The 19,550-nt window shown below is 69.7% G+C and carries 21 protein-coding genes and 1 tRNA gene; 5 read left to right on the top strand and 17 right to left on the bottom strand.

Features of this window, described 5'->3' with window-relative positions; genetic code table 11:
• Positions 1–601: 601 nt before the first annotated feature.
• The gene (gene maiA, locus FKV25_RS15420; RefSeq protein ID WP_141519670.1) at positions 602–1,267 is read right to left on the bottom strand and encodes a maleylacetoacetate isomerase; all 666 of its coding nucleotides are present in this window, start codon (positions 1,265–1,267) and stop codon (positions 602–604) included.
• A gap of 106 nt (positions 1,268–1,373) precedes the next feature.
• Complete coding sequence (locus tag FKV25_RS15415) at positions 1,374–2,354, bottom strand: fumarylacetoacetate hydrolase family protein (RefSeq protein ID WP_141519669.1); 981 nt, start codon at positions 2,352–2,354, stop codon at positions 1,374–1,376.
• A gap of 220 nt (positions 2,355–2,574) precedes the next feature.
• On the opposite strand from FKV25_RS15415, the gene FKV25_RS15410 reads away from it, so the two are divergent.
• Positions 2,575–3,336: a helix-turn-helix transcriptional regulator gene (locus FKV25_RS15410; RefSeq protein ID WP_141519668.1), complete on the top strand. Its 762-nt coding sequence runs from the start codon at positions 2,575–2,577 to the stop codon at positions 3,334–3,336.
• 96 nt (positions 3,337–3,432) lie between these two features.
• Complete coding sequence (locus tag FKV25_RS15405) at positions 3,433–4,059, top strand: acyl-homoserine-lactone synthase (protein ID WP_170218669.1); 627 nt, start codon at positions 3,433–3,435, stop codon at positions 4,057–4,059.
• Between the two features lie 15 nt (positions 4,060–4,074).
• Here the strand turns inward: FKV25_RS15405 and FKV25_RS15400 are convergent, their stop codons facing one another.
• The 5 genes from FKV25_RS15400 to rplM all read right to left on the bottom strand — a co-directional run bounded on the left by FKV25_RS15400 (position 4,075) and on the right by rplM (position 6,822).
• Positions 4,075–4,884 carry a DUF3050 domain-containing protein gene (locus FKV25_RS15400; RefSeq protein ID WP_211345463.1) on the bottom strand — a complete coding sequence of 270 codons (810 nt, stop codon included), beginning with the start codon at positions 4,882–4,884 and terminating at the stop codon, positions 4,075–4,077.
• 64 nt (positions 4,885–4,948) lie between these two features.
• On the bottom strand, positions 4,949–5,395 hold the full coding sequence (locus FKV25_RS15395; RefSeq protein WP_170218668.1) for a hemerythrin domain-containing protein: 447 nt from the start codon (positions 5,393–5,395) through the stop codon (positions 4,949–4,951).
• A 482-nt stretch (positions 5,396–5,877) separates the two neighbouring features.
• Positions 5,878–5,952, bottom strand: a tRNA-Gln gene (locus tag FKV25_RS15390).
• 36 nt (positions 5,953–5,988) lie between these two features.
• The gene (rpsI, locus tag FKV25_RS15385) at positions 5,989–6,381 is read right to left on the bottom strand and encodes a 30S ribosomal protein S9 (protein ID WP_141519665.1); all 393 of its coding nucleotides are present in this window, start codon (positions 6,379–6,381) and stop codon (positions 5,989–5,991) included.
• Between the two features lie 12 nt (positions 6,382–6,393).
• Entirely contained in the window at positions 6,394–6,822 is a 429-nt protein-coding gene (gene rplM, locus FKV25_RS15380; protein WP_141519664.1) for a 50S ribosomal protein L13, read from the bottom strand.
• Positions 6,823–7,004: 182 nt separating this feature from the next.
• On the opposite strand from rplM, the gene FKV25_RS15375 reads away from it, so the two are divergent.
• Both FKV25_RS15375 and coq7 read left to right on the top strand, forming a co-directional pair.
• A complete protein-coding gene (locus FKV25_RS15375; protein ID WP_170218667.1) occupies positions 7,005–8,165 on the top strand; it encodes a (Fe-S)-binding protein in 1,161 nt (386 codons plus the stop codon).
• A gap of 64 nt (positions 8,166–8,229) precedes the next feature.
• Positions 8,230–8,871: a 2-polyprenyl-3-methyl-6-methoxy-1,4-benzoquinone monooxygenase gene (gene coq7 / locus FKV25_RS15370; protein WP_141519662.1), complete on the top strand. Its 642-nt coding sequence runs from the start codon at positions 8,230–8,232 to the stop codon at positions 8,869–8,871.
• Positions 8,872–8,990: 119 nt separating this feature from the next.
• Here the strand turns inward: coq7 and speD are convergent, their stop codons facing one another.
• Positions 8,991–9,782 (bottom strand): adenosylmethionine decarboxylase, encoded by a 792-nt coding sequence (gene speD / locus FKV25_RS15365; protein ID WP_141519661.1) that lies wholly within the window; start codon positions 9,780–9,782, stop codon positions 8,991–8,993.
• 212 nt (positions 9,783–9,994) lie between these two features.
• Here speD and crp point away from each other — a divergent pair, with 212 nt between their 5' ends.
• A complete protein-coding gene (crp, locus tag FKV25_RS15360) occupies positions 9,995–10,687 on the top strand; it encodes a cAMP-activated global transcriptional regulator CRP (RefSeq protein ID WP_141519660.1) in 693 nt (230 codons plus the stop codon).
• 69 nt (positions 10,688–10,756) lie between these two features.
• Here the strand turns inward: crp and FKV25_RS15355 are convergent, their stop codons facing one another.
• The 9 genes from FKV25_RS15355 to FKV25_RS15315 form a co-directional block, all read right to left on the bottom strand.
• Complete coding sequence (locus tag FKV25_RS15355) at positions 10,757–11,491, bottom strand: haloacid dehalogenase-like hydrolase (protein ID WP_141519659.1); 735 nt, start codon at positions 11,489–11,491, stop codon at positions 10,757–10,759.
• Positions 11,488–12,279, bottom strand: coding sequence for an indole-3-glycerol phosphate synthase TrpC (gene trpC / locus FKV25_RS15350; protein ID WP_141519658.1), 792 nt, complete (start codon positions 12,277–12,279; stop codon positions 11,488–11,490). Before trpC ends, FKV25_RS15355 begins: the two co-directional genes overlap by 4 nt.
• Positions 12,280–12,339: 60 nt before the next feature.
• On the bottom strand, positions 12,340–13,383 hold the full coding sequence (trpD, locus tag FKV25_RS15345; protein WP_141519657.1) for an anthranilate phosphoribosyltransferase: 1,044 nt from the start codon (positions 13,381–13,383) through the stop codon (positions 12,340–12,342).
• Between the two features lie 67 nt (positions 13,384–13,450).
• Positions 13,451–14,041, bottom strand: coding sequence for an anthranilate synthase component II (locus FKV25_RS15340; RefSeq protein ID WP_141519656.1), 591 nt, complete (start codon positions 14,039–14,041; stop codon positions 13,451–13,453).
• Between the two features lie 340 nt (positions 14,042–14,381).
• On the bottom strand, positions 14,382–15,086 hold the full coding sequence (locus tag FKV25_RS15335; RefSeq protein WP_141519655.1) for a hypothetical protein: 705 nt from the start codon (positions 15,084–15,086) through the stop codon (positions 14,382–14,384).
• 211 nt (positions 15,087–15,297) lie between these two features.
• Positions 15,298–16,812: an anthranilate synthase component I gene (gene trpE / locus FKV25_RS15330; RefSeq protein ID WP_246072119.1), complete on the bottom strand. Its 1,515-nt coding sequence runs from the start codon at positions 16,810–16,812 to the stop codon at positions 15,298–15,300.
• A 161-nt stretch (positions 16,813–16,973) separates the two neighbouring features.
• Positions 16,974–18,005 (bottom strand): lipid kinase YegS, encoded by a 1,032-nt coding sequence (gene yegS, locus FKV25_RS15325; protein WP_141519653.1) that lies wholly within the window; start codon positions 18,003–18,005, stop codon positions 16,974–16,976.
• 371 nt (positions 18,006–18,376) lie between these two features.
• A complete protein-coding gene (gene rpe / locus FKV25_RS15320) occupies positions 18,377–19,048 on the bottom strand; it encodes a ribulose-phosphate 3-epimerase (RefSeq protein WP_141519652.1) in 672 nt (223 codons plus the stop codon).
• Positions 19,049–19,173: 125 nt separating this feature from the next.
• Entirely contained in the window at positions 19,174–19,509 is a 336-nt protein-coding gene (locus FKV25_RS15315) for a J domain-containing protein (protein ID WP_141519651.1), read from the bottom strand.
• Between the last annotated feature and the right edge of the window lie 41 nt (positions 19,510–19,550).

The following is a 19,550-nucleotide window of genomic DNA, read 5'->3' as shown; positions in this document are numbered from 1 at the left end:
CTTGTCTGAGCGAAGCGAGTTTGGGCGCCGTGCCGCCACGGCCGAGGCGCACAGGGGACCGGTGCGGCGAAGCCGCGCCGGCGGCCGATGGAGCCCGCGGTTTTGGTTCCTTTTGCCAAGACAAAAGGGACTCGCACGCGCAGCGGGCGAAAGCCTTCGATCTTGCCCTCATACCGATGCCCCGGGTGCGCTTCGCTTACCCGGCCTACGCGGGAGTGCCGCCGTTGCACTTGCCATGCGATCCCACTCAACACGCAGAATGGATTGCGCGAAGCAAAACCCTCTCGCGTCGTGGCCGGGAGCCATGGTGGGTATCGCCTTCGGCTCGACCCACCCTACGGCGACGCCGCCGCCCCCGTCCGGCAACCCATCACACCGTCATCCCAACGAACGCCGGGATCCAGCCATTGGCAAGTCTCGGGGGTTCTCCCCGGCCCAGCGCAGTGCGCTGGGGGCTCGGCCGGACCACGCGGCAATGTCGCGAACGGTCCGCCTCACCCCAGCGAACGCTGTGATGAAGGCGCGGGGTTGGGACGCAGGCCAACCGGATCAGACGAATTCTCCCCCAGTCGGGAGAAGAACTTTTTCCGGGGGCGTCGCCTCAGGCCGGCGACGGCGCGTCGGGCTGGCGCTCGGGACGTGCGGCGTCGAAGGCCGACAAGGCCAGGCAGGCCGCTTCGATGCGCTCGATGGTCGGATACGGCGCCAGGTCCACCTTGAAGCGACGCGCGTTGTAGACCTGCGGGACCAGGCAGCAATCGGCCAGGCCCGGACTATCGCCCTCGCAGAAGCGCCCCGTCGATGGATGGTCGACGAGCATCGCCTCCATGGCTTCGAAGCCCTCCTCGATCCAGTGGCGGACCCAGGCATCGCGCCCGTCGGCGGCCACGCCCATCTCGTGCTCCAGGTGCTGCAGCACGCGCAGGTTGTTGAGCGGGTGGATTTCGCAGGCGACGGCCTGCGCCAGCGCGCGCACCCGGGCGCGGTCGCGCGCCTCGCCCGGCAGCAGGGCCGGCGTGGGCCAGGCTTCTTCCAGGTACTCCAGGATGGCCAGGGACTGGCGGAACACGCGGCTGCCATGCCTGAGCACCGGCACCAGGCCCTGCGGATTGGCCTCGCGGAAGTCGGGCATGTGCTGCTCGCCGCCATCGCGGACCAGGTGCACCGGCTCGATGTCGTAGGACAGGCCCTTGAGGTTGAGCCCGATCCGCACGCGGTAGGCGGCGCTCGAACGCCAGTAGGAGTACAGCTTCAATCGCTCGTTCACGGTTCCACCTCGTCTCCGGCCCCCAGCCTTGGTCCAGCGCGCACCTTACCGCAGACGCGTCGCCGGGCGGCCCCGGAGGCCGGCCGTCGCGGCAACCGCGCCGTCGTCAGGGCTGCTCGATGCGTTGTTCGATCGCGCCGAACACGCTCGCGCCGGACTTGTCGAGCATCTCGATGCGCACGACGTCGCCGAACTTCATGAAGGGCGTGCTGGGCTTGCCGTGCTCGAGGGTCTCGACGGTGCGCCGCTCGGCGAAGCACGATGCCCCCAGCGAGGTGTCCTCGTTGGCGACGGTGCCCGACCCGACGATGGTGCCGGCCGACAGCGGGCGGGTGCGCGCCGCGTGCGCGACCAGTTGGGCGAAGTTGAATTGCATGTCGACGCCCGCCTCCGGCGCACCGAACCACTCGCCATTGATGTGAGTGAGCATGGGCAGGTGCAGCTTGCTGTCGCGCCAGGCATCGCCCAGCTCGTCCGGCGTGACGAACACCGGGCTCAGCGCCGAACGCGGCTTGGACTGCAGGAAGCCGAAGCCCTTCCCAAGCTCGGCCGGGATGAGGTTGCGCAGGCTGACGTCGTTGACCAGGCCGACCAGCTGGATGTGGGCGGCGGCCTGTTCCGGCGACGCGGCCATCGGCACGTCGTCGGTGATCACGACGACTTCCGCCTCCAGGTCGATGCCGAAGTCCTCGCTCGGCACCTTGACCGGGTCGCGCGGACCATAGAAGCCCGCGCTCACCGCCTGGTACATCAGCGGATCGGTGTAGAAGGTCTCGGGCACCTCGGCACCCCGCGCACGGCGCACGCGCTCGACGTGCGGCAGGTAGGCGCTGCCGTCCACGAACTCGTAGGCCCGCGGCAGCGGTGCCGCCAGGCTGGCGGGGTCGAGCGCGAAGGCGCCCTCGGCTTCGCCGGCATTGAGCGCCTCGGACAGGGCGTTGAGGCGCGGCGCCAGGTTCGACCAGTCCTCCAGCGCCCGCTGCAGCGTGTCGGCGATGTCCGTGGCCTTGACGGCGCGGGCGAGATCGCGCGAGACGACGACCAGGGTGCCGTCGCGGCCCCCTTCCTTGAGACTACCGAGCTTCATCTGGACCGGACTCCTGCATGCGGGGTGGGATCTGAGGGTACGTGGCGGCCGTGAACGTGCCGTCGGCCAATGGTTTCAATTGTAACCTGTCGCAGGCCGGGGCCGGGATGCGCAGCGCCCACCCGCAAGTGTGACCGCTCGCCGGGAACGGGCCGACCGGCGTCGGTGGCCGGCGAAAGGACTGCTAGGCTTGCCGCCAGGGAAGACAGAAGGATCTGCGATGCTACCCCCCGGGGCCGCGCCATTGGAGGCGCTTTCCGCACTCGCCGAGTGCCCGACCGCCGCCGCCTTGACCGACGCCGTCGACCGGCTGGTCCAGCCGATCGGCATCCGCCACTGGCTCTACGCCCTCGACCTTCCGCTGGTCAACGACCGCCGCGAGCAGTTCACGCTCGGCAGTTACCCCGAGGCCTGGGTCGAGCACTACCTGGGCAACGACTACATCCGCATCGATCCGGTGGTGGCGCATTGCCACGACCATGCCGTGCCCCTGGACTGGTCGAGCCTCCTCCGGGCAACACGAAGCCCGGTGGATCCGAGGAGCCGGAGCATCCGGCAGATGTTCTGCGAAGCCGCCGAGTTCGGCCTCGGTGCCGGCCTGAGCATCCCGTTGCACGGCCCGGGCAGCAATTGGGGGCTGATGTCGTTCACCGGCGAGGCGGGGCTCGCCCCCCGGCTGTCGTCGCGGATGGCCGAGCTGCACCTCCTGGCGCATTTCGTCCACGAGGCGGCCCGGCGCTTCACCCACTCGCCCAACGCATCGCAGCGTCCACCGCAGGTACCGCGCCTGACCGGTCGCGAGCGCGAGTCGCTCTACTGGGCCTCGGCAGGCAAGACCAGTTGGGAGATCGGCCAGCTGCTGGGCATCAGCGAGCGCACGGTGATCTTCCACGTGCAGAACGCCAGCCAGAAGCTGGGCGTGTCCGGGCGCCAGGCGGCGGTCGCGCGCGCGGTGTCGATGGGACTCATCGGCGCGCATTGAGGGTCTCGCCGGGCGCGACCCTGTCGGAATTGGCAGCTGCACGAACCGACGGTATCGGGTTCCCTGTGCATCCCGTTCGACATGGAGTGTGTCGGGATGACCGAGTTCACCGTGGCCCGGGCCGGCGAGCCCCGCCTGTCGCCCGCCCTGTTCGACAGCATGTTGCGCCTGCGCGCGGAAGTATTCGGCGAACGCCTGGGCTGGGCGGTCCGGGTGGAGGTGGGTCGCGAGCACGACCGCTTCGACCTGCTCGGCCCCGACTACGTGATCGCACACGAGGGCGATCGGGCGATCGGCTGTTGCCGACTGCTGCCCAGTCTGGGGCCGAACATGCTGGGCGACGTGTTCCCGGCGCTCGCGGCGCCGTCGGGCGTACCCCGCGGCAGCCGCATCATCGAGGTCAGCCGGTTCGCGGTCACCACCGCGCGCGAGGCCGACGACGATGCATGCGGCCATCGTTTCGGCGACATACCCGCACGACTGGTCGCGGAGGTCCTGGGCTTCTCCGCGCGACAGGGCATGGAATGCGTGGTCGGCGTCACCAGTGCCGGCTTCGAGCGCCTGCTCCGCCGGCTCGACCTCGACCTGCAGCGGCTGGGCCCGGCCCGACGCATCGGCTCGGTGACCAGCCTGGCCTTCCGCCTGCCGCTTCACGCCGGCAACCTGGCGGTGGCCCGACAGCTGCAGGCCACGCGGGCGGTGCCGCTCGCCCGCGCTGCGTGAGCCGCGCCCTGGCCTTCAGGCGGTGGCGGCTTCCGGCTCGGCGGCCATCGTCGCGACCTGGCGCAGTTGCGCGGCCGTGCAATCCCACAGGCGATGGCGCGCGTTGAGCGCCTGTCGCGCGGCGTCGCGCGCGACCTTCAGGCCGTCGCGCTGGCGGCCCAGCAGGCTGGCCAGCATGCGACTGGCGGCCGGCCCGTGTTCGTCGGCATCGAGCTCGATGTGGCGCTCCAGGTAGTACACGAAGCCCGGCGCCTGCAGCGTGTCCAGCCCCCAGCGGTCGAGCAGGCCCTGGAACATCCCGGGGATCACGTTCTCGCGGCCATAGAGGAAGCTGGCCATCACCTGCAAGGTGGTGCCGCCCGTGGCGGTGCGCAGCGTGTCGCAGACGAACTCGGCGACGAAGTCGGGCACGTTCGCTTCGGCGAGGGCCTCCTCGTGGCCGTGGCCCTGGCGCAGGAGGTCGAGGAAGTGCCGGAACGCGCGCGTCGGCGCGCCCACGTCCTCCATTGCCTTCAGGTACAGGTCGAGGTGGCTCGCGGGCCGCCCCTCGGCGTCGACGTCGCTCTCTTCGGCCAGCACGATGTCGTTGATCAGGCGGGCGCTGGCCGGATCGGCCGGGGGCATCCAGGGCAGGCGGACGCAGGTGAGGTCCTGCTGCAGTCGCTTGACCAGGGACATGAAGTCCCAGACCGCGAACACATGCACCTGCATGAAGGCGCGCAGCGCCTGGATGTCGCGCAGTTCCCCGAACACGCCGTGGGTTTCCAGCCCCGCCCGCAACCGTGCGATCTGGGGAGTCAGTACGGCGTCGCCTTCCATATGCATGTTCGCGTCCATGTCGGTCCTCGCTCGTTGGGATTCGATGACGGCGGACGGGACGTACCGCCGGTCAATGCGGTTGGTACAGGGGGTAGAGGCTGTTCTCCTCGCGTTCGATGCGCTGCGTCAGCAGGCCGCCGACGGTGCTGTAGTCGTCCATGAACTCCGCGCGGCTGCGCGCGTCGAAGCTGGCGACCTGGTACTTCTTGACGAAATCCACCACGCCACGCGCGATGCTGTTCATCTCGCGGCGGAAGCTGCGGATCAGCATCGCGTTCTCCGCGTCGTCCTGGAGCGTGTTCTCGACGTAGTTGTAGAAGCGTACGTTCTCGGCGATCAGGTGCGCTTCGAGCCGGGTCTTGAACGACAGCAGCAGCGCAGGGACGTCGCCATACTCGTCGAGCTTGGCGCACTGGCCGATCTCCTTGAACAGGGCGACCAGTTCGCGATGATCCTTTTCCAGCGACGCCACCAGCGAGGGGTCGTACTTGATCTGTCGCGGACGCCCGGCGGGCACGTCGAATTGGATCGGCGCCCTTGGCGTCGCGCTGCCCTTGTGGCTTGTGGGCTGCCCGCCCATGAGCCTTCGCATGAAACCCAGCACGTTCTTCCCCTTTGGATGAATCGCCATCCCCGTGGCGACGGGCAAATTAGCGTCATCGTCCTTGCCTCGACACCTGTCAGAACCAACAGGTGCCACCCGGCACGAAGGGGAATGGGAAGGCTGATGTGCCCATGCCACGGGCACGCCGTGCCTGCGCTGCGCCGGGAGGCGATATGGGGCGCGGGCCGCCGCGATGCCGGCAACCGATGGCGGGTGGGATTGCGGTTCTGCGACGCTGATCGCGCTTGACGCGCGCGGACGGGCGCGCGCCCGTCCGCCGGGGCGGGGGCGACTACCGCGCTGCAGCACCGTTCCGCGCGGACGGCGGCCCGGCGGCTATCGCGGGCCCGGACACAAGAACGCCCGCCGGAAGGGCGGGCGTTCTTGTTCGGATATGGCAGCCCCGGATGGATTCGAACCACCGAATGCCTGAGTCAGAGTCAGGTGCCTTACCGCTTGGCGACGGGGCTATGAGACCGATTATAACGCAAATGCCACCAGGTGGATTAGCGCTTGGAGAACTGCGTGGCGCGACGCGCCTTGTGCAGGCCGACCTTCTTGCGCTCGACTTCGCGGGCGTCGCGGGTCATGAAACCGGCCTTGCGCAGCTCGGACTTCAGGCTCTCGTCGTACTCGACGAGGGCGCGCGCGATGCCGAGGCGGATCGCACCGGCCTGGCCGGTGGTGCCGCCGCCGATCACGGTGACGTTGACGTCGAACTTGTCGGTCGACTGGGTCAGCTCGAGCGGCTGGCGCACGATCATGCGCGCGGTCTCGCGACCGAAGAACTCGTCGAGCGGACGCTGGTTGATGGTGATGGCGCCGCTGCCCTTGCGCAGGAAAACGCGCGCGGTGGAGGACTTGCGACGGCCGGTGCCGTAATTCTGCTGGATAGCCATGTGTCGTTTACCTTAGAGGTCCAGGGGCTGCGGCTGCTGCGCGGCGTGCGGGTGCTCGGAGCCCTTGTAGACCTTGAGCTTGCGGTACATTGCGCGGCCGAGCGTGTTCTTCGGCAGCATGCCCTTGACGGCGATCTCGATCACGCGCTCGGGATGGCGCTCCAGCGCCTGGGCCAGGGTCTCGGACTTCAGGTTGCCGATGTAGCCGGTGAAGCGGTGGTACATCTTGTCCTGCAGCTTCTTGCCGGTCACGGCGATCTTCTCGGCGTTGATCACCACGAGGTAATCGCCGGTATCGACGTGGGGGGTGTACACGGGCTTGTGCTTGCCGCGGAGGCGGCGCGCGAGCTCGGAGCTCAGGCGGCCGAGGGTCTTGCCCGCGGCATCGACGACGTACCAGTCGCGCTGGACGGTCTCGTTCTTGGCAGTGAAAGTCTTCATGACGGCTCTACTTGGGGGTGCATGGTCGGGCTGGTTGCAGTCGCTGGCGGGCCGGGCCCGGGGCGACTGGAACTTCGCCTCGCGTTGTTTGCGGAAACGCAAGAGGCGGAATGATAGCGGGTCGACCCCGGCGCCGCAAGTTCGCCCCCGCCCGCGTTCAGACTGCGCTAGCATCGCCGACGATGCCCGAGCCCGCCTGCCCGCCCGCTCCCCCGACCGGTGCCGCGTCGCTGGCCGCCCTCGCGGACCGCTGCGTGCAGTGCGGGCTTTGCCTGCCGGCCTGCCCCACCTACGCGCTGGACCGGATCGAGGCGGAATCGCCACGCGGACGGATCGCCCTCGCCCGCGCCTGGTCGCAGGGTCGGATGGCCGCCACACCGGCCGGCGAAGCCCACCTGGACCATTGCCTGGGGTGCCGCGCCTGCGAGCGCGCCTGCCCGGCCGGCGTCGAGTACGGCACCTTGCTGCTGGCCGCGCGCGCCGAGCAGCGACAGCGTCGTCGCCCTGCCCTGCGCCAGCGCCTGCTCGAGGCGCTGGTCGCCCGGCCGCGCTTGCTTGGCGCGCTCCTGGGAACCTACCGCCGAGCCCACCCGCTGCTGCCCGCGGCCTGGCGCCTCCTGCCCCGCCCTCCTTCGCCCGCATTGCGGCCCGTACGCTCGGTTCCGGCCGCCGGTGCCCGCCCCCGGGTGGCCGTGTTCGAGGGTTGCGTGGCCCGTGCTTACGAAGGCCCGGTGCGCGACGCCCTCGGGCGCCTGTGCGAAGCGCTCGGGGTCGCGCTCGTCGCGCCGTCGGCACAGACCTGTTGCGGCAGCCTGCACGCACATGCCGGCGACACCGCCGGTCACGCCCGCCTGGCGCAGCGCAACCTCGAGGCATTCGCTGGATCGTCGCAGGTCATCACCCTGGCCAGCGGCTGCCATGAGGCCATCGCGGCGGCGCTGCCGCGCGACATGGCCGTCGATGCCTTCGACTACCTGCACGCCCATGGCGGCCGGCTCCGGTTCCGACCGCTTCACGCGCGGGTCGCGCTGCACCTGCCCTGCACCCAGCGTGGCGCAGGCGGGGCGGCGGCGATGCTGGCCCTGCTCGCCCGCGTGCCGGGGCTGGAGGTGCACCGCCTCGATGCCGGGACCGGCTGCTGCGGCGCGGCCGGTTCGCGCATGCTGCTCGACCCGGTCCGCGCGGCCGCGCATCGCCAGCCCCTGCTGGACCGGATCCAACGCCTGGAACCCGACCGCGTCCTCAGCGCCAACATCGGCTGCCGGCTGCATCTCGACCTCGGGGCCGGGCGCCGGCTCGAACATCCGCTGGAACTGCTGGCGGCCCAGCTGGCCACGGACTGAGGAGCGCGCCCCGGGATGCACGGGCTTCATCGTCCGTGGCCGCCCCAGCACCTAGAATGGTGCCATGCACACACGCCAGCTCAGCCGGCTCGACCGGCTCATCGACCAGGCACAGCGCGCGATGGAGACCGTCCTGGGCGCCCCGCTCGCCGAACGCGCCAACCCGGGCCAACACGAACCGGACGTCGTGCTCGACGACGACGAACGCCGCCATGCCGCGGGCCTGATGCGGATCAACCACGTCGGCGAGGTGTGCGCGCAGGCCCTGTACTGCGGCCAGGCCACCGTGGCGCGCGATCCGGCGACCCGCGAACACCTCCTGCACGCAGCGCAGGAAGAGACCGACCACCTGGCCTGGTGCGGGGATCGCCTGCGCGAGCTCGACAGCCGGCCCAGCCTGTTCAATCCGCTGTGGTACGGCGGCAGCTACGCGATCGGCGTGCTCGCCGGCCTACGTGGCGACGGCTGGAACCTGGGCTTCGTGGTCGAGACCGAGCGCCAGGTCGAGGCGCACATCGACGAACACCTCGCCTCGCTGCCCGCCGCCGACGCGCGCAGCCGCGCGATCCTGCAGGTCATGAAGGCCGACGAGGCCCGCCATGCGAACAACGCCGAGGCCGCCGGCGCCCGCATCCTGCCCCCGCCGATCCCGGGCCTGATGGCCGCGGCGTCGAAGGTGATGAAGGCGGTGGCATACAGGGTGTAATTCGTGATTGGTGATTGGTGATTGGTGATTGGTCAAGAACCAAAGCAAAAGGCCCGCGTGATGCGGGCCTTTTGCTTTCTCATGCTCTTCTCGAATCACGAATCACGAATCACCAGCCATCAATCCACGAGGTTCCGCCCGTGGTACAGCTCTTCGATCTCGCGCTTGAGCCGCGCCTCGATCTTCATGCGCTCCTTGAACGACAGGTTGCGCGCCTTCTCCTCGAACAGGTAGCGGTCGAGGTCGAAGTCCATCAGCTGCATCTTGGTGTGGTAGATGTTTTCCTGGTAGACGTTGACGTCGAGCATGTCGTAGCGCGACTTCACGTTCTTGGCCAGGTAGTCCTGGATCGAATTGATCTTGTGGTCGATGTAGTGCTTGCGGCCCTTGATGTCGCGGGTGAAGCCGCGCACGCGGTAATCCATCACCACGATGTCGGACTCGAAGCTCTCGATCAGGTAGTTGAGCGCCTTCAGCGGCGAGATCACGCCGCAGGTGGCGACGTCGATGTCGGCCCTGAAGGTCGCGATGCCGTTGTCCGGGTGGGTCTCGGGATAGGTGTGGACGGTGATGTGCGACTTGTCCATGTGCGCGACCACGGCGTCGGAGATCACGCCCTTGGCCTGCGACTTGTCGATCACCGGCTCCTCGGAAATGAGGATCGTCACCGAGGCACCCTGCGGATCGTAGTCCTGGCGCGCGATGTTGAGGATGTTCGCGCCGATGATCTCCGCCACGTCGGTGAGGATCTGGGTCAGGCGGTCGGCGTTGTAGGCCTCGTCGATGTACTCGATGTACCGCTGGCGCTGGTCCTCGGACACGGCGTAGCAGACATCGTAGATGTTGAACGAGAGGGCCTTGGTGAGGTTGTTGAAACCCTGCAGCCTCAAGCGAGGCAACGGCTTGACCACGACTTTGTACCCGGGGGACGACTGGGTCGGGGATTATGAGGCAATCGGGATGACGACGAAAGCAAGGCGCCCGGAGGGTCCGCCGGGGCTGCCGGGCGCCCACTCCGGGGGACGGGGCCGGCTTTCGCAAAAACGTCAGGATTTGCCCAAGAGCGTCGCTTGGCCCTAAGCTCCAGCGGGTCAAGGCCACACTTGCCCAGAAAAACCAACCTATGTCAGCCGATTCGGTCGCACACCTCACCGCTCTCCGCCGCTCGCACAGCCCGCTTACCCCGGACGCGTCCACGATCGAGCGATTCCTCGCGCACTGCCACCGCCGCCGCTATCCGTCGCGCACCGACGTGTTCCGGCCCGGCGACCCGGCAAGCACGCTTTATTACGTCATCTCCGGTTCGGTCAGCATCATCACCGAGGAAGACGACGGCCGCGAGCTGGTGCTGGGCTATTTCGGACCCGGCGAGTTCGTCGGCGAACTGGGACTGTTCATCGAGAGCCAGCAGCGCGAGGTGATCCTGCGCACCCGTGTTGCCTGCGAGCTGGCCGAGATCGGCCACGACCGCTTCTACGACCTGCTCATGACCCGCTTGGCGGCGGACGCGCCCAAGCTGCTGTACGCGATCGGCGCGCAGATCTCGCGCCGCCTGCTCGACACCAGCCGCAAGGCCGGTCGCCTGGCCTTCCTGGACGTCACCGACCGCATCGTCCGCGCCCTGCACGACCTGGCCCAGGAGCCGGAGGCCATGAGCCACCCGGACGGCACCCAGCTGCGGGTGTCGCGCCAGGAGCTCTCCCGCCTCGTCGGCTGCTCGCGCGAGATGGCCGGCCGCGTGCTCAAGAAGCTGCAGGCCGACGGCAAGCTGCATGCCCGCGGCAAGACGGTGGTCCTCTACGGCACCCGCGACTGACCTCGGGATGTCCTGGTTTCGACACGACGGGCGGCCTACGGGCCGCCTGTCGCGTTCCGGGGACCGGGATCAGGCCACCGGCTCGCCCGCACGCCCCGGGCAGCCCCAGTTGAGGATCGGGGTGCCGGCCGGCAGCACCTCGCGGAACATCGCCACGCGACTTGCCTTCGGGTTGACCACGACCGGTGCGCGCGCCGCCTTCAGCAGGGGCAGGTCGGCGGAGCTGTCGGAATAGGCCTTCTCGACCGGCCCGCCGAAGCCGGCGTCGCGCAGCATCGTCATCTTCATCTCGTTGTGGCAGTGGCGCACCGGCCCGACCCCGCCCCAGCGCGGGCCGACCTCGGTCCCCACCACCGGCACGTCCTCGTGGGCGACGAAGGCCAGGATCGCGCGGGCGAGTTCGGGCGGGGCACCGGTCGCGACCACCACCCGGTCGCCGGCCTCGCGATGCGCGCGGAACACCTCCAGGGCCACCGGCAGCAGGCGCGCGCGGATCGCCTCGGCATGGCCGTCGACGTAGCGGTCGATCACCGCATCGAGGTCACCGCGCCCGTGCAGTCCGAACACCGAGCCCACCCAGACGAAGCCGGAGATGCCGAAGCGGCGGGTCGGCAGGAAGGCCACCAGCGGCCCGTACACCGGCGCGATCAGCAGGGCCAGGAGCACGCGCCACCAGGCGCGCCCGATCATCCAGCGGAACAGGTGGCTGCCGGAGTCGCCGTCGTACAGGGTGTGGTCGAAGTCGAACACCACCAGCGGCGCACCGGGCGCCGCCTGCGGGAAGCGCGGGCCGGCGACGCTCATGGCGCGAACAGGCGCTTGAGGGCGGCGCCCGGGTCCGGTTCGCGCATGAAGCTCTCCCCGACCAGGAAGGCGCCGATGCCGGCCTCGCGCATGCGGGCCACGTCGGCGGGCGTGGCGATGCCGCTCTCGGTGACCAGGGTGCGGTCCGGCGGCACGGCCTGCCTGAGCGCGAGGGTGGTCTCGAGCGACACTTCGAACGTGCGCAGGTTGCGGTTGTTGACCCCGATCAGTTCGCAGTCGGTCTGCAGCGCACGCTCGAGCTCGTCGATGTCGTGCACCTCGACCAGGACGTCCATGCCCAGCGAGTGCGCCAGGTGCGCCATCTCGATCATCGGTCCGTCCTCGAGCGCGGCGACGATCAGCAGGATCGCATCGGCGCCGATCATCCGCGCTTCGTAGACCTGGTAGGGGTCGACGGTGAAGTCCTTGCGCAGCACGGGCAGGCTGCAGGCGTCGCGCGCCTCGCCCAGGTACAGGTTGCTGCCCTGGAAGAAATCGACGTCGGTGAGCACCGACAGGCAGGCGGCGCCACCGGCTTCGTAACTGCGCGCGATGTCGGCCGGCCGGAAGTCGGGGCGGATCAGGCCCTTGGACGGGCTGGCCTTCTTGACCTCGGCGATCACCGCGGCCTCGCCCGCGTCGCGCTTGTGGTGGATGGCCTGCACGAAGCCACGCGCCGGCGGCATGGCCTCGGCACGGGCCCGGACCATCTCCAGCGGACGCATCCGGCTGCGCTGTTCGATCTCCACGGCCTTGCGCGCGAGGATGGTGTTGAGGATGTCGCTCATGAGTGCTGCTTGGCTTCCGTTGGGGCCGCCGGCCGCGTGGCCGGCGCGTGGACACAGGGGTCAGGCGGGCGGCAGGCCGCCCAGCGCGCGGGTGAGGGCAACGAATTCGTCCAGCTTCGCCCGCGCCGCGCCGGAGGCCATGGCCTCGCGCGCCCGGGCGATGCCGTCGGCGATGGAATCGGCCACGCCCGCCACGTAGAGCGCGGCGCCGGCGTTCATCGCGACGATCTCCAGCGGCAGGCCGGGGCCGCCCGACAGGACATCCAGGACGATCTGCCTGGACTCCAGCGCGTCGCCGACCTGCAGGTTGCGGGTCGCCGCCATGGCGATGCCGTAGTCCTCGGGATGGACCTCGTACTCGCGCACCTCGCCATCGCGCAGCTCGCCGACCAGGGTCGCCGCGCCCAGGGACAACTCGTCCAGGCCGTCGCGGCCCCAGACGACCAGCGCGCGCTTGGCGCCCAGCTTGCGCAGCACGCGCACCTGGATGCCGACGAGGTCGGGATGGAATACGCCCATCAGGATGCTCGGGGCGCCGGCCGGGTTGGTCAGCGGCCCAAGGATGTTGAACAGCGTGCGCACGCCCATCTCGCGGCGCACCGGCGCGACCACCTTCATCGCCGGGTGGTGGACCGGGGCGAACATGAAGCCGATGCCGCAGGTGTCGATGCACTGCGCGACCTGGGCGGGCTGCAGCTCGATGCAGGCGCCCAGGGCCTCGAGCACGTCGGCGCTGCCGGATTTCGACGACACGCTGCGGTTGCCGTGCTTGGCGACCCGCGCGCCGGCGGCGGCGACCACGAACATGCTGGCGGTGGAGATGTTGAAGGTGTGGGCGCCATCGCCGCCGGTGCCGACGATGTCGACCAGTTGCGAGCGGTCGCTCACTTCGACCGGCAGGGCGAACTCGCGCAGCACGGTGGCCGCGCCCGCGATCTCGCCGACGGTCTCCTTCTTCACCCGCAGGCCGGTCAGGATGGCCGCGGTCATCGTCGGGCTGATCTCGCCACGCATGATCTGCCGCATCAGCTCGACCATCTCGTCGTGGAAGATCTCGCGATGTTCGATGGTGCGTTGCAGGGCTTCCTGCGCATTGATCGGCATGGCCGACTCCTTGTTCGCGTGCGGATGGCGCTCGGCGCCGCGCGTAATGGTAGACGAGCGGCCCGGCTCAGGCCCGCCCCGGCTGCTCCAGGAAATTCTTGAGCATGGCGTGCCCGTGCTCGGTCAGGATCGACTCGGGATGGAACTGCACGCCCTCGACCGGGTGTTCGCGGTGGCGCAGGCCCATGATCTCGTCGAAACCGCCGGCCGCGTCCTCGGTCCACGCGGTGACTTCCAGGCAGTCGGGCAGGCTTTCGCGCCGGACCACCAGCGAGTGGTAGCGGGTGGCCTCGAAGGCGTCGGGCAGGCCGCCGAAGACGCCGCCACCGGCATGGCGGATCGGCGAGGTCTTGCCGTGCATGATCTGGCGCGCGCGGACCACTTCGCCGCCATAGGCCTGGCCCAGGCTCTGGTGGCCGAGGCAGACGCCGAAGATCGGCGTGGTGGCGCCCAGGCGTTCGATGACGGCCACCGACACCCCGGCCTCGTTCGGCGTGCAGGGACCGGGCGATATGACGATCCGCGAGGGCGCCAGGGCCTCGATGGCGGCCACGTCGAGCTCGTCGTTGCGCACCACCTTCACCTCGGCGCCCAGCGTCTGCAGGTACTGCACGAGGTTCCAGGTGAAGCTGTCGTAGTTGTCGATCATCAGCAGCATCGGCGCGCGCTCGTTGCGGGCCGGGCTCCGGCCCGGCTTTCGGGGAATGGAGGGACGATCGCCGCGGGGCGGCGGGATCCGGGGCAGGACCGGGAGAGCCCCGGCGGCGGGGCGGATCGGATCGATGGGGTCACGCGGGGAGTCTCGGGGGCGGTGGGTCGGGACGGTGGAGCGTCAGCGCCACCATCGCCAGGCCGTGCCACCCACGCGCGCGCCGCCCCCGGCCGGGGGGTGGGCGATGTATCGATGTGCGACGCGCGTGAGCATGGGCCCACTGTACCGGCTGCGCGGGCGCCGCGCGACCCCGGGCAATGGCTCCGGGGCACGCGGCCCGGTGGGCTCAGGCGGTGCCGGTGTTCCCGCGCCGCAGGGGCACGGGCGCGGTGGCGATGCGCTTCTTCAGCTCGTCCATCGATCCTGGCATGACCACCAGGTAGGCCATCAGCTGCTCGGCCAGTTCCAGCAGCAGGTCGGCACTGACCTTGTCGATCGCCGCCTCGTCCTCGAACTGGCGACCGAAGGTGCCACTGGAGTCGAGCAGGGGCGAGATGTCCTGGAGCGGTCGCTTCAGGTCGAGGTCGTCCGGCAGCGCTTCCAGTTGCCTTGCCAGCGGCAGGTCGCGGCGTTCCTCGCCCAGCAACTGCACGGCCAGGCCCGCCAGCAGGTGGCGGATCATGAGCGCCGAGGCGCCCCATTCGGCGTGGTTGTAGAGCTTGAGCGCCGAATCGTAGGTGCGTGCCAGCGGGCCGGACAGGTCCTGCAGGTAGGCCACGCCGGGCATCGGGTCGCGCCGGGCCGATCCGGGATGGCAGAACAGCCCGCCCTCGCGGATCGCGCCGTCCTCGTTCAGCAGTTGCACGAACAGCACGCGCTCCTCGCAGCGCGAGCACACCATCTCGCTGGCGGCGACCTGCTGGCCGTGCTCCTGCCAGCTGCGGGCCTCCAGCACCGACTGCTTGAAACAGTGCGGGCAGGTCAGCTCGACGGTGCGCGGAAACGTGTTGGAAAAGCGCGACTGGACATAACGATCTTCGACAGGCTGCATCGCATTCCCCTCCTGCTTCGTTTCCGGATATGGCGGGCGATCGTGCGCCCCGCGCGACCAATGAACACCGTCCCTCGTGAAGGCAACGTCTGGGATTGATAAACGCGGACACGCGGTCGGCGTGACGGCGGCAGCGGCACGAGCGGCGCCCCGCCACGACGTGCGTCGCAGCCGGCGCCGAGAAGCGCCCGGGCGTGCGGGCGGCAGGCGTTCAGAGGCCGCGCGCGGCCTCGTCGACGGCCCGGAACAGGGCACGTCCCTTGTTCATCGTCTCTTCCCACTCCTTCTGCGGATCGGAGTCGTGGACGATGCCCGCGCCGGCCTGCACGTGCAGGCGGCCGTCCTGGATGACCGCGGTGCGGATGGCGATGGCGGTGTCCGCGTCGCCATGCCAGCCGATGTAGCCCACCGCACCGGAATAGATGTTGCGCCTGATCGGCTCCATCTCGCGGATGATCTCCAGGGCGCGGATCTTGGGCGCGCCGCTGACCGTGCCCGCCGGGAACGTCGCGCGCAGCACATCGGCGTAGCTCATGCCCTGTTTCAGGGTGCCCGTGACTTCGCTGACGATGTGCATCACGTGGCTGTAGCGCTCGATGGTGAACTGCTCGCCCATCCGCACCGTGCCCGGCTCAGAGACACGGCCGGTGTCGTTGCGTCCCAGGTCGATCAGCATCAGGTGTTCGGCGCGCTCCTTGGGGTCGGCCAGCAGCTCGGCTTCCAGGGCGAGGTCGTGTTCGGGCGTGTCGCCACGCGGTCGCGTACCCGCGATCGGGCGCACGGTCACCTCGCCCCTGCCCTGCTCGTCGTGTTGCAGGCGCACGAGGATTTCCGGCGAGGACCCGACCACCTGCATGTCGCCGACGTCGAGGAAATACATGTAGGGCGACGGGTTCAAGGCCCGCAGCGCGCGATAGACGTCGACCGGTCGGGCCTTGAACGGCACCGACATGCGCTGGCTCAGCACGACCTGGAAGATGTCGCCGGCGCGGATGTAGGCCTTGGAGCGCTCGACCGCCTCGACGAAACCCTCGCGGGTGAAGCCGGACACGAAGTCCGCTTCATCCAGGCCATTGGGGTCGAGGGTCTCCGGGTAGCTGGTGCCGCCATGGCGCAGGCGGTGCACCAGCTGGTCCAGCCGTCGCGTGGCACGGGCGTGGGCCTGCGGCTCGCGCGGGTCGGCATGGACGATCAGGTAGAGGCGGCCGCGCAGGTTGTCGAAGACCGCGAGTTCCTCGCTGAGCATCAGCAGGATGTCGGGCGTGCCCAGTTCGTCGGGCTTGTCGCCGCCGGCCAGGCGCGGCTCGATGTAGGCGATGCACTCGAAACCGAACCAGCCGACCAGGCCGCCGGTGAAGCCCGGCAGGCCCTCGATGCGCGGTACCGAATGCTCCGTGCGCAGGCGCTCGACCTCGGCGAAGGGATCGTCGACGTGGCGGTGCTCGACCAGCTCGCCATGCTCGGTGACGTAGAGCGTATGGCCGGCGAAGGCGTACACGCGGCGCGCCGGGAGGCCGATGATCGAGTAACGGCCGAAACGTTCGCCGCCCTCGACCGACTCGAACAGGTAGGTATGCGGGCCGTCGGCGAGCTTGAGGTAGACCGACAACGGGGTGTCGAGGTCGGAGAAGACCTCGCGCACGACCGGGATCCGGGTATGGCCTTCAGCGGCGAGCTGCTGGAAGTGTTCGAGCGACTGGGCGGCGGTATGGGCTGGACGATTCACGCGGCGGTTCCTTGGGGTGCGGCAGGGCGAGGGCAACGGTGGGCGAGCTTGCGCTTGTCCACCATCGCCAACCCGTGTCGCCACGGCCGGCATTCGTGATCGCCCCGACAGTCATTGCCGCTACTTTAGCCGATCCGCGGCAGCCGCCGCCCGCGCACGGCTCAGGCCGGCAGCAGGCCGCCCGCCATCGGCGCTCCGGGCCCCGGGTCGGTCGCGGCGCCGGGGTTGCCGGGTACCCCGAGCAGGGGACAGCCTGGCGGCAGGTGCATGCGCAGGCGGCCGCCGACGCAATCGACCCTGAAGCGTCGCGATTCGACGGGCTCCCCATCCAGGTTGAGGACCAGGCGCGAATCGCTTTCCAGATGGACCCACGGCAGCCGCTCGCGCAGCGCGATGCGGTCGAGCGCGCCTTCGCGGCCCTCCGTCAGCAGGGTGGCGACGGTTTCGCCGACCTCGCCGTCGAGGGGCGGGATCAAGGTCAGGTCGAGGCGTCCGTCGTCGACCACGGCTTCGGGGCACAGCTGTTGCCCGCCGCCGGCCTGTCGCCCGTTGCCCAGGCCGAGCGCGATGAACTCGCCCTGCCACTGGAAGCCGGGCCCTTCGATGCGGGCGGCCACCGGTTCGATCCGCCCCAGGCGGGCAATGCCGGTGACCAGGTAGGCCAGCCCGCCGAGCACCTTCTTCAGGCCTTCGTCGGTTTCCACCGTCACCTGCGTGCCGAAACCGCCACTGGCAAGGTTGGCGCACCAGTGGACCGCCTCGTCGGATTCGATGCGCAGCAGGTCCATGGCCTGCGCGCGCGTGTCCAGGACCAGGCGCAGGGCCGCCTCGGGGGTGTCGGGGAGTCCGGCGGCGGTGGCGAAGTCGTTGGCGGTGCCCAGCGGTAGCAGGGCCAGGGCCGGCAACGCCTCGGCGGGACGCTCGTGCCGGGCCAGCGCGGCGGCGATGGCGCTGAGCGTACCGTCGCCGCCCCCGGCGACCACCACGTCGACACCATCGTGGAGCGCTTCGTCGACATAGCGCTCGGCATCGCCGCTTTCCCAGGTCACGCGCACGCCCAGGTCGACGCCGGCATCGCGCAGCGCCTGGACGGCTGCGCGCACGTCCTCGTCGCCGGCGGCCTTGCCATTGAGCACGAGGTGCCAGCGCGGCGCGGCGCGGGGCGATGCAGCGGGCGTTGGGATGGGGTCCATGCCGCGAGGCTAGCCAAGCGGCCCGCGCGTCGCCGTGAAGCCGCTGTCCCGGACATGAACGGAATGCTTGCGGGCCGCGGCCGACTTGCAGTCGCCACGCCCCTGTCATCACCCGGTCATCGACCGCGCGGAGCATGGGAGTCCATTCTCAAGGACGACGGGCGGAGGCAGGATCGCCTCCAAATCTTCAGTGCTGATGCACGAAAAACCCCGGGATCCGCACGGCGGATCCCGGGGTTCATGCTGCCTGCCAGGCACCACTCACCGTCAGCCCGGCGAACGCTGGGATCCAGCTGTCGTCCTTCACGTTGCCGTCGACATCCGCACCCGGAGTGGCCGGGATGGAAGGCGCCGGCGGTTGCGATGCCTGTTCAGCGCACGCCTGCCACCGCGGCCTTCATGCGACCGATGACGTCAGCGTAGTCGCCGGCGTTGAAGATCGCCGAGCCGGCGACGAAGGTGTCCGCGCCCGCCGCGGCGATCCCGGCGATGTTGTCGACCTTCACGCCGCCGTCGATCTCCAGTCGCACATGGGGCGCGCGCGCATCGATCATCGCGCGCACCGCGCGCAGCTTCTCCAGCGCGGAGGGGATGAACGATTGGCCGCCGAAGCCCGGATTGACCGACATCAGCAGCACCATGTCCAGGTCCTCGAGTACGTAGTCGAGCACTTCCACCGGGGTGGCCGGGTTCAGGACAAGGCCAGCCTGGCAACCCGCGCCCTTGATGAGCTGGATGCTGCGGTGGACGTGGCGGCTCGCCTCGGGATGGAAGCTGATCATGGACGCGCCGGCACTGGCGAAGTCGGGGATGATGCGGTCGACCGGCTCGACCATCAGGTGCACGTCGATCGGCGCGGTGACGCCGTGCTTGCGCAGGGCCTCGCAGACCAGCGGGCCGATGGTCAGGTTGGGGACGTAATGGTTGTCCATGACGTCGAAGTGCACCCAGTCGGCACCGGCCGCGAGCACGTTGTCGACCTCTTCGCCCAGGCGGGCGAAATTGGCGGACAGGATGGACGGGGCGATGACGGTCGACTGCATGCGGGGGCCATGAGGGAATGGAGGGACGCCCTGCACCGGCGGGCGCAGGGGCGGGGCCGACATTCTAATCCCTGGGCCCCCGCGGGACATCGCCCAGGGCTGCTGCACGATCGCCCCGCCCCGCGCTAGCGCTTCCTGCGCAGGGTCTTGATGCGGTCGTAGGCCGCGTTCAGCTCGCGGGCACGCGCTTCGGCGCGCTGGCGCAGTTCGGGCGCGGCGCCCTGCAGGCGATCGGGATGGTACTGGGCGATCAGGCGTCGATAGGCGCGGTCGACCTCGTCATCGCTGGCGTCCTCGCCCAGGTCGAAGACCGCATACGGATTGGCCCGGCGCGAGCGGAACCAGTCGGCATCGAAGGCATGCCCGACCAGCAGGCCGATCAGCGCCCCGAGCAAGGGGTTGAAGCGCAGCAACAAGGCCCCGGCGATGAATCCCAGCAGTTTTCCGTACCAGCGTTTCATGATGCTCCAGGACGGGGGAAGGGCCGTGCGGGCGGCGTCGG

The sequence above is a fragment of the Marilutibacter aestuarii genome, assembly GCF_006546775.1.
Lineage (GTDB): Bacteria > Pseudomonadota > Gammaproteobacteria > Xanthomonadales > Xanthomonadaceae > Marilutibacter > Marilutibacter aestuarii.
Note: the sequence above shows the minus strand (reverse complement) of the source record. Positions and strands in the feature narration are given on the sequence as shown.